Origin of the sequence: Nocardia nepalensis, assembly GCF_048910785.1 — a bacterium.
GTDB classification, from domain to species: domain Bacteria; phylum Actinomycetota; class Actinomycetes; order Mycobacteriales; family Mycobacteriaceae; genus Nocardia; species Nocardia nepalensis.
In genome coordinates, this window is the sequence record NZ_JBKBET010000027.1 from 1 (window position 1) to 14,138 (window position 14,138).

10 protein-coding genes and 3 pseudogenes are annotated in these 14,138 nt (G+C 64.5%); 7 read left to right on the plus strand and 6 right to left on the minus strand.

Features of this window, described 5'->3' with window-relative positions; genetic code table 11:
• From ACHQ4I_RS20665 to ACHQ4I_RS20680, 4 genes and pseudogenes are all read left to right on the plus strand, one after another.
• Positions 1 to 1,869: pseudogene (locus ACHQ4I_RS20665) on the plus strand (hypothetical protein); the annotation flags it as partial.
• A gap of 15 nt (positions 1,870 to 1,884) precedes the next feature.
• On the plus strand, positions 1,885 to 2,964 hold the full coding sequence (locus tag ACHQ4I_RS20670) for a glycosyltransferase (RefSeq protein WP_420773440.1): 1,080 nt from the start codon (positions 1,885 to 1,887) through the stop codon (positions 2,962 to 2,964).
• Positions 2,965 to 3,237: 273 nt separating this feature from the next.
• Positions 3,238 to 3,585, plus strand: a pseudogene (locus ACHQ4I_RS20675) (DUF707 domain-containing protein); the annotation flags it as partial.
• Positions 3,586 to 5,027: 1,442 nt separating this feature from the next.
• Positions 5,028 to 5,168 (plus strand): Mur ligase family protein, encoded by a 141-nt coding sequence (locus ACHQ4I_RS20680; protein WP_420773447.1) that lies wholly within the window; start codon positions 5,028 to 5,030, stop codon positions 5,166 to 5,168.
• Positions 5,169 to 5,477: 309 nt separating this feature from the next.
• Here ACHQ4I_RS20680 and ACHQ4I_RS20685 read toward each other — a convergent pair whose 3' ends face one another.
• Together ACHQ4I_RS20685 and ACHQ4I_RS20690 are read right to left on the minus strand one after the other, a co-directional pair.
• Entirely contained in the window at positions 5,478 to 7,139 is a 1,662-nt protein-coding gene (locus tag ACHQ4I_RS20685) for a caspase, EACC1-associated type (RefSeq protein ID WP_420773441.1), read from the minus strand.
• Positions 7,136 to 7,615 carry an effector-associated constant component EACC1 gene (locus ACHQ4I_RS20690; RefSeq protein ID WP_420773442.1) on the minus strand — a complete coding sequence of 160 codons (480 nt, stop codon included), beginning with the start codon at positions 7,613 to 7,615 and terminating at the stop codon, positions 7,136 to 7,138. The genes ACHQ4I_RS20685 and ACHQ4I_RS20690 overlap by 4 nt, the downstream gene beginning before the upstream one ends.
• Positions 7,616 to 8,157: 542 nt before the next feature.
• Between ACHQ4I_RS20690 and ACHQ4I_RS20695 the strand changes: the two genes are divergently transcribed.
• Positions 8,158 to 8,379, plus strand: coding sequence for an SDR family NAD(P)-dependent oxidoreductase (locus ACHQ4I_RS20695; protein ID WP_420773443.1), 222 nt, complete (start codon positions 8,158 to 8,160; stop codon positions 8,377 to 8,379).
• Positions 8,380 to 8,386: 7 nt separating this feature from the next.
• Here ACHQ4I_RS20695 and ACHQ4I_RS20700 read toward each other — a convergent pair.
• Positions 8,387 to 8,576: pseudogene (locus ACHQ4I_RS20700) on the minus strand (integrase core domain-containing protein); the annotation flags it as partial.
• A 259-nt stretch (positions 8,577 to 8,835) separates the two neighbouring features.
• Here ACHQ4I_RS20700 and ACHQ4I_RS20705 point away from each other — a divergent pair.
• Positions 8,836 to 9,807, plus strand: a complete 972-nt coding sequence (locus tag ACHQ4I_RS20705; protein ID WP_420773444.1) for an ATP-grasp domain-containing protein — start codon at positions 8,836 to 8,838, stop codon at positions 9,805 to 9,807.
• 57 nt (positions 9,808 to 9,864) lie between these two features.
• On the opposite strand, the gene ACHQ4I_RS20710 is transcribed toward ACHQ4I_RS20705, so the two are convergent.
• The 3 genes from ACHQ4I_RS20710 to ACHQ4I_RS20720 form a co-directional block, all read right to left on the minus strand.
• Positions 9,865 to 10,653 (minus strand): phytanoyl-CoA dioxygenase family protein, encoded by a 789-nt coding sequence (locus ACHQ4I_RS20710; RefSeq protein ID WP_420773445.1) that lies wholly within the window; start codon positions 10,651 to 10,653, stop codon positions 9,865 to 9,867.
• Positions 10,654 to 10,689: 36 nt separating this feature from the next.
• The gene (locus ACHQ4I_RS20715) at positions 10,690 to 12,042 is read right to left on the minus strand and encodes a peptide ligase PGM1-related protein (protein ID WP_420773446.1); all 1,353 of its coding nucleotides are present in this window, start codon (positions 12,040 to 12,042) and stop codon (positions 10,690 to 10,692) included.
• Between the two features lie 582 nt (positions 12,043 to 12,624).
• Positions 12,625 to 13,448, minus strand: a protein-coding gene (locus ACHQ4I_RS20720) for an IS5 family transposase (protein WP_420770937.1) whose coding sequence is annotated in 2 segments (ribosomal slippage) — positions 12,625 to 13,098 and positions 13,101 to 13,448 — 822 coding nt in all. Because the reading frame shifts where the segments join, the coding sequence is not laid out codon by codon here.
• A gap of 200 nt (positions 13,449 to 13,648) precedes the next feature.
• On the opposite strand from ACHQ4I_RS20720, the gene ACHQ4I_RS20725 reads away from it, so the two are divergent.
• Positions 13,649 to 14,138 (plus strand): dihydrofolate reductase family protein (locus ACHQ4I_RS20725; protein WP_420771218.1); only part of this gene is annotated, 490 nt, incomplete at its 3' end.

The following is a 14,138-nucleotide window of genomic DNA, read 5'->3' on the forward strand; positions in this document are numbered from 1 at the left end:
GGTAGGAGCAGGATGGCGGCGGGTATCGACCAGACCGATTGGGCTGGATTGTTGAAGAGTGCCCAGAACGGTCAGCTCCAACTCCTCAATGTCGACAGTGCCGCGCTGGGTAAACTGACCGGATATTGTGAGGATCTGGTCGCCGACATCCTCGGGTTGATCAATTTCGTGACCGGGAAGAACATGCCACCGAGGTTCGACTGGTATTACAACAATCAATCCAGTACCGATCCGAAACGGCCTGCCCAGCCGAAACCGTTCCCGGCCAGTTCCTATCAGTTCTTGAGCATGAAACATCTGTCGGACGCGTTCTTCGACAAAGCGAACCCTGAACTGGTCGACATCCTGGGTAACCATCAAGCGATCGTCACCGATATCGCGAACACCTTCACCGCGGCGAACAAGAAGTACTCGATCACCGAGGGACAGAACGCGAACACCTTCGTCGCACCGAACGCGCGTGATCATTGGCCCGAGATCTCGAAATATCATGCGGCGTCCTCGGTGTCGTGGGCGAACGGGCCGGGTTTGTCGACCACCGCCAGTTCCGGGGTGAGTTTCGACAACTCCCTCAAGGGCAGAATCGATCCGCTGATCGAACTCGGTGGCGCCCTGCACCTCTACGATTTCGCCAACATCGCCATGCTCGTGGGCTCGGTCGGTGGTGACATGCTGTGGTTGTCGGGTGAGTGGCTGGCCCTGTCCCAGATCTGGGGCAACTCGATCGATACCTTCACCAAGAACATCAAACCCGTGTTCACCCGGGGGCACTGGCAGGGCGCGGGCGCCGACCGGGCGATCGCCTCGCTCGACAAATACCTCGGTACCGCCGAAACGTTGCGGGCGGGCATGGTCGACATGTCTCATGTCGTGGGGAACACCGCCAACTTCTTGGCGTTCATCTACGGTCACGTTCCCCGTTACGACCAGATCAAGTTGAACACCAACGGCACGGTCAACTATGTCGCCAAGAGCGGCCGGTCCGGTGATCAGGCCCAAACCTATGCTCAGCAGTGGTGGGACAAGGGCGATGACACCAGTAACAACAAAGGTTTCGTCGCCGAGATGCGTCAACTCATCGGCCAGGTCCCCGAATTCGTCGACCCGAATACCGTGGCACCCGCCAACAATGGTGGCACAGGCGGTGGCGGGGGAACCGGAGGCAACAACGGCGGCAACGGTGCTGGGAGCGGCGGCGGAGGCAACAACGGCGGCCGATCCGGCGCAGACGGAAACTCTCCCCAGCCCGGCAGCAACGGCGCCAACCCTCCCACCACCAGCGGCCTTCCACCTTCATCCTCCAAAAGCGGCTTGGACTCCACGGGCAACCAACCGACGCCGACCGGGTCGACCGGTCCGACCAACTCGACCAGCCCGCTCGGCAGTTCGGGGCCGTTGTCCAAGCTCGCGGACATGCTGGCTCAGCTGAATTCAGGCCCCATGTTCAGCGGACCCCCCGGCCCGTTCGGCGCGACCGGCCCATGGGGTGCGTCCGGCCCATGGGGCGCATCGGGTCCGTTCGGGTCAATAAGTCCGGCGGGCCTCGGCGGCGGATCGGCCGGCGGCGGAGCCGGGATCGGTAGTCCGGTCGACGACAACCTGTTCCCTCGCGCCGGCGCCCCCGGGACCGGCACCCCCACCAACACCGGCCGCGCCGGAATCTCGGACACCGCAACCCAAACCAACGCCGCCTACCCGATGGGGATGGGCGGCTACCCGATGGGCGGAGGTATGGGCGGCGGCATGGGCGGACAAGGTCAGCAACAACAGCAGGAGCGCAAACGTGCCGCCTACCTGGACGGTCCCGAGCACCTCGAGGAAGCCGTCGGCGACGATCCATTGTCGGTCCGGCCCATCATCGATCGTTGAGACAGGCGGCCGACCATGCGCTTTCATATCGTGAATTTCCCCAATACCGAGACCACCCGGCACTATCAGCCGTGCGCGTATACGCAGAAGAATCGGCGCTTCGCCTCGATGATGACCGAGCTCGGTCACGAGGTGTTCCTGTACGGCGGCGAGGAGAACGACGCGGCGTGCACGGAATTCGTCCCGATCATCACCAGAGCCGAGCAATCCGAGTGGTTCGGCGGTGCCGATCTTTACAAGGACCCCATCAATCTCACGTGGAGTCCCCATGATGCGCATTGGCAGATCTCCAACGAGCGTGCGGTCACCGAGATCGCCCAGCGGAAAGGCAAGCACGACTTCATCGGAATCCTCGGTGGCACTTGCCAAAAGCCCATCGCGGATACCTTTCCCGAGCTGATGACCGTCGAATTCGGCATCGGCTACAGCGGGGTGTTCGCCAACTACCGGGTGTTCGAGAGCTACGCGTGGATGCATGCTGTCTACGGCTCGTATGCGAGTGTTCCCGGTGTCATGAGCGCCCGCGGCCAGTTCTACGACGCCGTGATCCCGAACTACTATGACGTGGCGGACTTCCCGTTCTCGAAGGAAAAGGACGACTACTTCCTGTTCGTCGGCAGGATGGTCGAGGCCAAAGGCATTCAGATCGCGATCGACACCTGCACGCGGCTCGGTGTGAAGCTGATCGTCGCCGGCGCGGGGGAAGTCCCCGAGGCCGACTGCGTCGAATACGTCGGTGTAGTCGACTCGACGCGCCGCGGCGAGTTGATGAGCCGGGCCCGTGCGGTTTTCGTGCCGACGCTCTATCTCGAACCTTTCGGTGGCGTCCACGCCGAGGCGATGCTGTGTGGGACCCCGGTGATCACCACCGATTGGGGTGTGTTCACCGAAACCGTGCAGCACGGTGTGCAGGGCTTTCGCTGCCGGACGCTGCGCGAGTTCTGCGATGCCGCTGACGCCGTCCACAAACTCGACTATCGCGGAATCCGCGACTACGCGATCTCGAAATTTTCCACCGACGTCGTCGCCCCACAGTACGAGGCGTATTTCGAACGCCTACTCACGCTGTGGGGCGAAGGCTGGTACGCGACATAGGAGGTCACTGTGACGGGAACACTGGCGCGGGCGCACACGAGGCCTACCGTGCTGACGGAATCGGGGCGCCGGAACCTGGTCGTGCTGCGGGCGGGCGACGAATCACTGCACGAGCAGTGGCTGGCCGGGCCGCATCCACGCACCTGGGACCTGGTGGTGAGCTATTTCGGTGACGACCCGGACCGCTACCGGGTCGCGGACGTGACCAGAATCGATCGCAAAGGCCCGAAATGGCCTGCCCTGCACCATGTCCTGACGATCGACCTGGCTGATGTGCTCGACCGATACGATTACGTCTGGCTCCCCGACGACGACCTGGCCGCCGACACCTCCAGCATCAACGAGCTGTTCGAATACGCGGCGCAGCACCGGCTCGCACTGACCCAACCCGCGCTCACCGAGGACAGCTACTACTCCCACGAGATCACGCTCGTCGATCGCCGATTCGTCCTCCGGCACACGAACTTCGTCGAAATCATGGCGCCCTGTTTCAGCCGGGAATTCCTGCGCCGTTGCCTGCCGACCTTCGACGCCACCCAGACCGGCTGGGGTCTGGACTTCCACTGGCCGCGATTCATCACCGACTCCACATCGATCGCCATCGTCGATGCCGTAACGGTCCGGCACACCCGACCGGTCGGCGGGCCGAATTACGCCGCGGCTCGGGCGAGTGGGATCGACACGTGGGCGGAGTATTGCGAATACCTGGTCACGCACGACATCAGCGACTTGACGCCGCGCGTGCACCGCGGCGTCGGAGCACCCGACCGGCCGGCGGGAACCCTCGAACCCACCGCGATCTGCGTGACCATCGACCGGTGGCGCCCCGAGCTGGCCGACTGGTTCGACTTCCACTCCGCGCAAGCGGAATTGACCATCATCTACACGGATGATCCCGATGTCCGGGCCGCGCTGGGCGCAGTACGCGGTGAGCGGCCCGTCATCCTTCGCGACCACGCGACACCCAACGACGACACGGTTCCTCGCGAGGTAGCCAACATCGCCGACGCCGCCGCAACGGCCGAGGCGGCGGGTATGCAATGGCTGCTACCGCTCGGCCCCGACGAGGTCTTCTATGACGACGGTCGCCGCCGCTGGCAGATTCCCGGCGCCGGGCAGGTGACATTCATCGGACACGAAGCCGTCCCCTCCCCCGTGCCGGTGACCGATCCGATCCACGAGTGCACCGTGTTCCGGATCAGCGGTCGATCACCCTTTCTCGACACCCCGGCCAACCGTAGCGCGGTCCGTCTCGGCCCCGCTGTCGCACCGGTGGACGAGTACGGTTTCACCGGATTCGACGGCGTGCACGGCACCGTGACCGCGCCGATGATCCTGCACTACCCGTATCCGAGTTTCGAGAGCTGGCTGGCCCGAGCCGAAGAAGTCGCCGAGGTCGGCGGCAGCAAGGCGCGGCACTTCGCCCATCACTCCAGAGACCTGCTCCAGGTGGCCCTCGCCCACGGCGAGCTCTCAGGCGCACGCGCCTGCTTCCAAGCCGGAATCCCGTCCGACGGCATGGTCGACCGGATGCTCCTGGGCGGCGAACTCATGCGCGCCGAGCCGCTACGACTGATGCGCGACCCCCCGGCGCGAGAGCGGCTACCGTCAGTCGGTGAGGTCGAGGGGCGCGCGCACGAGGTGTCGGTGTCGATGCCGTGGTAGCTGTAGACGTCGTCAAGCGATCCGGATTGGCCAAATGTGCTGACCCCCAGCGCAATACCGCGCACCTGGTTGATCGTGGCCAGAAAGGCGAGGGTCGAGGCGGCAGCCCGCGGCGCGGTCGCGGCGATCAGCGACCGACCATGTACCGAGCTACCGACGTTCGTGGTGGACGACCCTCGACGCGTGCTGGGTCCACTTGCCTCGTGGATCTACGGCGAGCCTCTCACGAACTCGACGTGTTCAGCGTCACCGGAACCAACGGCAAGACCAGTACGGTCTAACTGCTCAACGCGGGGCTGTGTGGAGCAGGGATCGAAACCGGCCTGATCAGCGCCGTCACCATCCGCGGACCGTGGGGCGAGCGTCCAGCTCTACGGACGACACCCGAGGCCAGCGAACTGCAACAAACGCTGGCAGCCTTCCACGCGAGTGGTGTGTCCGCGGTCGCGCTGGAAGTGTCCAGTCACACTCTCGCTCTGCACCGCATCGACGGGATCCGGTTCCGCATCGGTGTTTTCACCAATCCCGAAATTGGCTGAAAAGGCGAGTCACCCCCTTTCGAGTTTGCTGCGCGCGACGTAGGGAGAAGTCAGGTTGTTGGCGCAAGTGGTGGCGGGCCTAATGCTCCACAACCCGAACACTCTGACGGGGGCCGGAAATCCGGATCAGGTCAGTGGGCGACCGCCGGGTTTGTCCAGCGCGTAGCCGTATCGGGTCGGCACGAACTCGACCAGCAGACGGCGGATCTCCGATAGCGTAAGTGCGATCATGTTGTCGTCGCCGTCGGCGAGTCCCCCCTTGCGACAACGGTTTCGTCGCAGCGAGCCAGGCCGTAGTAGTAGGCGATCTCACTGCGCTCCAGGTTCCGGACGTTTGTCATGGTCTGAGATATCTGAGGAAAAGAACTTTCGAGCCGTAAAAGCCCCGATTAGCACGAATCCGGCCACAAGCGGCGCAAAGCTTGCTTTGCTGACCTCTGAACCGAGTTCGAGGATCACCGCTCCCAGCCCGAGAGCGAGCAGTCCAGTTGCAATCAGGATGAAGCCGGACAGATCGACGCTGTGACCTGCACGAATGTATTTCTGATGTTCGGGCAGCCGACCGAATACCAGCAGGAAGGCAAGGAGCCCAAGGGGCACCTGTCCCAGGAAGACCCACTCCCAGGATGAGACCTCGGCGATGGTGTTGTCGACCAACGGACCCAACACACACACGGCGGCAACCGCAACGTTCCAGATGACTGTTTCAGTACGTCGCTGACCAGCAGAGACTGGGCCGGTGATGTAAGCCAGGCTTTGTGGATAAATCAGGCCTGCGCCTGCAGCCTGAACGGCACGAGCCCAGATGAAAATATCGAACTCCACCGAAGAAAACACGCAGAGGGCAGTACCAGTGGTATAAACCGCTATTCCCGCGGCGAGCTTTAATCGGCGACTGACGCGGTCGGCATACACCTCACCGAGTGCAGTCGTCACACCGAAGGCGAGCATGTATGCCGTGAAAGACCAAGCCAGCCCCCGATAGGAGTTGCTCATCGCTTCGGCGATGTCTCTGCTGCCCGCGAGTCGCGGTATGGGCGGAGGGGTGAACGGTAGGTACTCCGGAGGGCGAACTTGGGTCGGAAACCACACGTCGGCACCGACAAAGACATTCGAGGCCGCGAGCAGCACGGCGAGGTAGGCCGCAACGAGCAGGCGGCCGGGGACCGTAATTTGTCCTACCGGACTGCGCTGTGGTGCCGGTTTCCTAGGTTCCGGCGGCCATTGGTCGGGAACTGGGCCATCGGGCGAACTCTTGAACAGCGCCAGGTCGCCTGCTGCGTTGACTGCGCGGCGCTGCGGCCGGGGATGCGCGTTGGCCATGAGGTGACGGTCAACACGCTGGAAGAGATCATCGAGCGTCAAAGGACCAGGAGCGCTCAATGTGGCCAACAGCGCACCGGTGAAGGCCGTATGCGTCGCACCCACGGGCGCGTGGGCGAGAGCGTTGGCTGCTGTCGAGGTGAGGGTGTAGGTGCCCGCTACGTCAATCTGGCCGGTGATGACGCCCTGCTGGTCGGCCATGGCCTCGATCGCCCGGCCAGAGAAGCAACAGTCCAGCACCAGCACTCGGGTGGTCGCCGGGCTGGACATGATTTCCTCCCGCAGCACCTCGAACGGCAGCGCGGTCCACCGCGGACGGGCCGGGTCGGTCGAAGACAGCGCCAAGTGCAGCCTTCCTCGATCATCGACCAGGCCGTGCCCGCTGTAATAGATCAAAAGCAGGTCAGTTGCCTCGGCAGCCGCCGTCGCGATCGCGCCGCCAAACTCCGCGGTGGAAGTAGGTTCGGACACCACCGTGCAATGCTGCGATGCCAAAGTCCCCGTCGGCGCATCGGTCAGTGCCGCCTCCAGAGCGATCAGGTTCCGCTCCACCGCAGGGATATTGGGCAGAGCCGCCCCGTTGATGTACCGGCTCGCGCCGATCAAAACCGCCCGCGATGTATCCGGATCCGGGAAACGACTGCTCACTGTGGCGGCCCCTCCGAAGACAGCAGCCTGCCAACCTCTCGTATAACGGTCTCGGCGTCGACGCGTTTACCGTCCAACTCGATCTCGACGCCGTCCGGGTTGGTGACCGTAATCTTCACATCGGAACGCCGTTGCGATATCCATGTGGATAGAGACCCAGCCAGAACCGCACCCATTCCGCCGGAGCCGACCGCGACGACGAGCGCGTCGAGAACACCGCCCATCTGCCCTGGCACCACGCCGGAGTGGACGAGGCGTACCTGTCCACGTAACCCGTCGTCATGTAGCAGCCAATCATGGAGCGATCGAAGTTCGTCACCCCCCACTGCCGTCCTGATCCACAATTGCGCTGTAGCCAAGTCGGTCACACAGTCATCCTGCCCGATCGAGGCGGATGCAGACCAGGATTGCCAACCAAATCGCCGAGACATGCTGTGACCCCTCATATTTCGGCGCCTCAACGACACCGTGTTCATCGGATTCTCCGTGGGCGCCGGGGTGTTTCACGACCTTCTTCCGAAACTCCGGCGAGGGGTGCCGCCACCGACCGCCGGCAGGTTGGCTCTTTCGACACGCGTCGAAAACCGGCGGCAGGATGCTCGCAGTCGGCTACGCTTCACGGCACTGATCAAGGAGACCGATGCGTTGTTCGGCGGCGATTCGGCTGTGCGCATGTTCTGACGCTTCCTCCGGTCCCGACCGAAGACATGATTGACCCGTTCGGGATGCGAAGGGGCGGTTGATAGTTCATCGTGTCGCGGGTGTTCTGATCTTGGACCGATGAGGGTGCTGTTCCCGCATCTGGACGGTCTGCGGATCGAGGTGATCCGCGCGGGGGGTTCGACGGTGCGGGCCGAGGCTGCTACCGGTGAGGGTCCGGTCGGCTGTCCTGGCCGCGGGATGCTGTCCGGCGGGGTTCACAGCCGTTACCGGCGGCGGTTGTCGGACACCTCGATCACTGGCCGCGACGTCGTGATCGGGTTGCGGATCCGCAGACTGTTCTGTGACAACTTCGATTGTGGCAAACGACTTTCGCGGAGCAGATACCGCAGCTCGCGGCCAGGCATTTGAAGGACATGCCCCGCGGGTCTGGTTCATCACCGGCGCCTCCTCGGGCATCGGACGCGAGCTCGCGATTCAGGCGCTGGCATCCGGTGAAGCTGTTATCGCGGTAGCTCGACACACCGAAACCCTCGCCGGCCTGGTGACGGGACCCCGAAGTTCGGTCCACCGGGGGTGAGAGCCGGTTATCGGTGGATGCAGGTTGCAGCGTATCCGCTGGGGTTTGGTAGCCCAGTGCGGAATGTCTTCGGCGGTGGTTGTATTCGTCCTTCCAGTTGCTGATCACAACGCGGGCTTGTGTCAGGGACCAGAACTGTTGATGTTGAGGCATTCGTCGCGAAGTCGGCCGTTGAACGATTCGATGTAGCCTGTTCGGCTGAGCGGAGGCTGTCGTCGGCCAGCGGTGACGCTCGGATCGGTGTGGGGAGGGTGTGCTGCGCCAGCTGGCTCACCGGGCAACTCGCCCCTCACCCGTGAGGAATTGATCGACACCTGCACCGACCTGATCCTCCTGACCGGAGCCACACTGATCGAGAAGCTCACCGGATAACCGGCACCGGCTACACCCGTTCGGCCCGTACTATCCAAGTGTGACAGCGCTTTTCGCGGTCGAACGATGGTCCAGGGGGGAACAGTGGACGATGTGGTCGTGATGACGGACTTCGGTTCCACCGAGGGCAGTCTCCCGTTCCTGACCCGCGCGGTGCAACGGCTGACCGGTCGGACGCCGGTGGTGATCGATGCCCGCCACTTCTACGACGGGGGCGCTGGAATCGTCGAGGGGGACGGGGTGGCGCCCATCCTCGAGGTGCCCGCCGACGGACTCCGAGTCCGGCCAGCGAGTGTGATCATCTACGAGATTCCACCGGACGACCGGCACCGGCTGGCCCGTTTCCAGCGAGTTGTCCAGCTCAGCCGCGTCGCCTGCCTGGGCGCTGCCGCAGCCGCCTGGCATGCCGCCACCGACAAGCAGCACGCTGTCGAGCGGTTCCGGGCGGCGGGTATCCGGCAGATGGAATCGATTGTGGTGCAGCGACCATCCATATCGGCTGCGCGGGAGGCGTTCGAACGCTTGGGCCGCGACGTGTGGGCACGGCCTGCCATCGGCCTGGGCGGCCGCGATGTCTTCCACGTCACCAACGACGAGCAGCTCCAGCGTGCCACGGCACAGTACGCGGCAACCGGACAGAAGTTCCTGCTGACCCGCGACGCCCGCAATGTCGACGAGTACGGCCGCCGCCACCAATACCGGGTGGTGGTGCTCGGCGATCGGGTTCTCCGTGTTTGCGAGCATGTGCAATCCGATCCGGACCGGCCCTGCAACGAGGCCCAGGGCGCCTCCTCGGCGCTGCTGCCACCGGAGACGCTGCCCCGGCCGCTCGCCACTCTCGCGATCGAGGCCACCCGGGCGCTGGGGCTCGCTTTCGGCGGTGTCGACCTCGCCGCCGAAAGCGGTGGACGGGTCTTCGAGGTCAACGTGCACCCGGTCCTGACCGGCGAGCGCGGCTTCGAAACGATCGCCCTCCCGTTCGTGCGGGCGCATCTCGCCACGCCGGCACCGCGCGCACGACGGCCCCAGCCGCACCCGACGTGGGGTCACCCCTGACCCCCGCGGTCGCTGGGCGGCAGTTGTTCTCGGTCTATCGGTCGCGGCCCACCCGCTTCAGCCCCGCCCTGCCGGTTGGTATGCGCTGAGCGGGGCGGTGTCGCGGTTGACCAGGTAGTGCGGGCGCGGTGTGGGGTTGCGGGGCAGGTTGTGGATGTCGTTGTAGGTGAGGATCAGAGGTCGACGTGGGTGGGGGGACATGTTGGGGGCCGATCCGTGAACGACCTCCGGGTGGAATATCACCGCTGAGCCCGCAGGGGCTTGGATGCTGCGCATTCCGCGGTGTTCGACCAGTTCGGCCAGGATTTCGGGGGTGAGTGCGACGTCGTTGGAGTCGACGAACGCGTCGGGTTCGCTGCCCTCGGCGCGGTCGTCGCGAAGCAGTCCGGCGGTGTGTGAGCCGGGGATGAAGATGAGCGGGCCGTTGAATTCGGTCGAGTCGTCGAGCAGGATCCCCATGGTCACCATGCGGGGTGCGGGGAGTTGGTCGGCGAGTCGCCAGGCGATGTAATCCTGATGCCAGCCTTGGGTTTTGCCGCCGCACGCGGATTTGGTGTTGACCTTCATCTGGTAGAGGTAGAGCTGGTCGGCGACCAGTTGGCGGGCGGGTTCGAGAAGACGAGGTGAGCGGGCCAGCGCGTCGAACTCGGGCAGTCGATCATGCAGGGCGAACAGGGTCGCGACGTGGCCGGAATCCGGTTCGAGGAACCGGTGGGGCGCCGCAATTGAGGCGTCGGCCTCGTACCCCGCGCGCAGGGTCTCCACTTCCGCCGGGCTGAACAGTTCTTCCAGCACCAGGAAACCTTCTGTGCGGTAACGGTTTTCCTGATCCGCACTGAGACGCATATACTCGACCTCCAGTCCGGGGAACAATCACATCCATCATGGCAAGTGATCGCCGTCCGCAGTGTTGATCTCGGAAACCGCCGATGCCGCTGTCCCGCAAGCCTTGTCCGCGAGGACGCGCAGATCCGCCAAGAGTTGGTGCGCGGTCTCGGGACGATCGGCCACGCAGACCGCGCCGAACTTGCCGTATGCGGGCAGCGCACTGAGCAGGTGCAGTACGACGCCTTGCTTCCGGATCGGGTCGTAGTGCAGCGGGGACCGCTCGACGGCGGCGATGAGATCGCGCGGCCGCAGGGCCCGGTAGCGGTCGGAAACGATACTGTCGGCGGTGAGGCAAACGCGGCGTTCGCCGCCGACGCGGAGTTCACCGTCGGCGTCCGGAGTAACGCCGAGCAACGTCGTGGACAGATCGAAACCATGCCGGGTGCCGGTGGCACGCATGTTCACTTCGCAGCCGTACACGAACCACCTGCCCTCGCGGACGACCGCGATGAAGTCGACGCCATAGTCGCCGCGCTCGATCCCCTTGTCACACAGCGCCTTCCCGACGCTCAGCCCATATTCGACCAGCAATGCCCGGTAGGACTCCGCTGCGGGGAAGGTGCAGCCGAGATAGGTCTGTCCATTGGCGGCCAGCAACTGCTCGTGGGTGGACACGGCCCGTGGACCGTCGGGCGTGAGTCGACCTTGGAAACTGGGGCTGCGGAATTCGTCGCCGGTGAGGAGTTCCTCGGCCAGCACACCCGATTTCGCCAGCGCGGCAACGAATCCCGGCCAGTCGAGCTCGGGGTCGATCGGAGCCGCCTGCGGCAGGCTCGCCGTGATGGCCGACGACAGGTCCGCCGCAGCCGCGGTGCCGTGGTCGACTTCGAACAGCGCGTTGCCCAAGCCCGCGCCCGCGAACTCGGTGCTGTCGAGTTTCAGCACGAACCGGCGATGGCCCGCACGCACCAGCGGCACCAGGGCATCAGCCAATTCGTCGACACTCATAGCGAGTCCGCTTGCCGTGGCGACGGGGATGTCGAGGGATCGAAACAGCTCGCGCCCTGCGGTCTTGGTTCCCCAGGGAATGGCCCACGAGGGTGCTTGATCCGTCCCCACACCCAGCCGGTCGGCGAAATCCTCCAGGGTCCGGGATGGTTCGAAGGAGGCGAGCATGACCTGCCGCCCACCGCGGTATTCGAACTCGACGATGTCCCGCAAGCGTTCCCGGACGGCGATGGCATCCTGGTGCTCACGATCGACCAGCTTCTCACTGAGCCAGCGCGAGGACCGATCCTCGATCGCGAGCAGGGTCACCCGCTCCCGAACCGGCCCGGTGATCTCCTGCGCGGTGGTGGCCATGCCCAGCCGGAGAAAATACTCGACCTGGTCCTCCGCGTCCGCCATCGCGGGCGCCGTGAGCACAGACGACCGACCCTCCCGGCCGGTGCAGCGCGGCGACGATCGCAGCCCCGATCGGCCGCTCCGGCAACAGCACCGCCCCCGCCAAACGCTCCAGCAATGCCGGACTGCACTCCCGGCTCTGTATACAGAGCCGCATCGGAACCTGTTCAGCCACAGGCTGTATGGAAGACATGGCACGAAAATACCGAGTCCGGGCGCGGGCATCCGACAGATGCCGACGGATCAGTACACACGCGCAATCATGGAGAACGCGATCAGCGCCAGCGCTCCCGGCGATTGCAGTCGCAGTACACCACGCCGAACGGACCGCGGGCGATCCCGGAACCTGGAAGGTCATCGGCGATGACAGCAGATCATGATCCTTCTCGTCAAAAACTGCTGAAGTCATCAAAACCTACAAATCAGCAATAGCTACGACGGCGTCAGGTCGGTGACGGCGTAGTAGCAGTCCATCCGTTCGAATCCCGTAGCACTACAAAGGGAACCTTGCCGCCCAGTTCGAGACTGTGACCGGGGAGTCCCGCGGTGATGCCCCGCTCATCGCAGTGGAGCTAAGACCGTGTCTCATGTCGCTGATTTCGCCCTCGTGAGTTTCTTGTAGCAGGTGAGCGTGGCGGCGAGGGTGAGGAAGGCGAGGAAGTGTGTAGCTTTGCGGTCGTAGCGGATGTTGAGCCGGTGGTATCCGGTCAGCCAGGAAATCGTCGGTTCGATCACCCAGCGGTGACAGCCGAGGCGCTCGGACGATTCGATGCCCTTTCGTGCGATCCGTACCGCGATGGCCCGGTCACGCACCCATCGCCGCAGGTCCGCGGTGTCGTAGGCTTTATCGGCGTGCAGCTTGCCGGGCTTGCGCCGACGCGGGCCACGCCGCGATCGTATGGCGGGCAGTGCTTTCACGAGCGGTTTCAATGCCTCGGCGTCGTTGGTGTTGGCGGCCGAAATCCCCACGGACAGAGGGATTCCCGCACGGTCGGACAACACGTGGATCTTCGAGCCGGACTTACCGCGGTCGACCGGGCTCGGACCGGTCATGGATCCCCCTTTTTCGCTCGCACCGACGCCGCGTCGATCACCGCCCGCGACCAGTCGATCAAGCCTGCGCTGCCCAACTCGTCCAGCACGGCGCGATGTAGACGCCGCCACAGACCGGCCTCGGTCCACACGCTGAACCGGCGATGCGCCGTCGGGACGGTCACGCCGAACGACGGCGGTAGCATCCGCCAAGCGCAGCCGCTGGTCACCACGAACACCACCGCCGTGAACACCACCCGCTCATCGGTCGGCGCGGTGCCACCACCCTGCGGGCGCGGCGTGAACTCGGGCAATAATGGCTCGGCCAGAGTCCACAACTCGTCCGGCACAAGACGTTTCGACAACTCGTCGGTCACAAACCGAACACCATGCAGCACAACCGGATCCGACGCAGCCGATTGCGCTGACGACCTGCTCGGCAGCGTGGTTGCCGATCGGGCGGCCCGGAATACAGTCCAGGATCTGGTGCACGATCCCGGTCATGCTCTTCTGCGTCCGCCGATGAGTTTCGGCAGCAGGCGCCGTCTCCTCTGTGACTCGACGAAAGGACGAACTCGTGCAAATCCTGGCTCGCCTGTGTATGACCGCCGACGGCTATGTGACGACTCCGGACGGCTGGCCACCTCAGGTCATCGATCCGGTGCACGGCCCGGGCAGTCACGGTATCGCCGAATTCCTGAAGACCTGCGAGGCCGCCCTGATGGGCCGCACCACCTTTGAACCCGCCCTCACCGCCGATCGCTGGCCCTGGCCGGACCTGGACGTCTTCGTGCTCGGCTCGCACTGGCCCGAGGGCACTCCAGACGATGTGACCGTCGACGACGATCCGCAGCGGCTGCTGGAGAAGATCCGCGCGGCCAATCGCGGCGGCGACGTGCACCTCATCGGCGGCCCCGGCACTATCGAGACCTACCGCGCCCTCGGCGTTCTCGACAAACTCGAACTCGTGGTCCTACCGTTCTTCGTCGGCAGCGGCATGCGCCTGACCGATTCGCTGAACCCGCAGACCAGTTTGGAATTCGAGAGTTCACGGCCGTTGGACGGCG

Excerpts from the sequence above, each read along its gene's own strand:
- ACHQ4I_RS20690 (WP_420773442.1), bottom strand. The coding sequence starts at position 7,615 with ATGAACACGGTGTCGTTGAGGCGCCGAAATATGAGGGGTCACAGCATG.
- ACHQ4I_RS20670 (WP_420773440.1), top strand. The coding sequence starts at position 1,885 with ATGCGCTTTCATATCGTGAATTTCCCCAATACCGAGACCACCCGGCAC.
- ACHQ4I_RS20715 (WP_420773446.1), bottom strand. The coding sequence starts at position 12,042 with ATGGCGGACGCGGAGGACCAGGTCGAGTATTTTCTCCGGCTGGGCATG.
- ACHQ4I_RS20710 (WP_420773445.1), bottom strand. The coding sequence starts at position 10,653 with ATGCGTCTCAGTGCGGATCAGGAAAACCGTTACCGCACAGAAGGTTTC.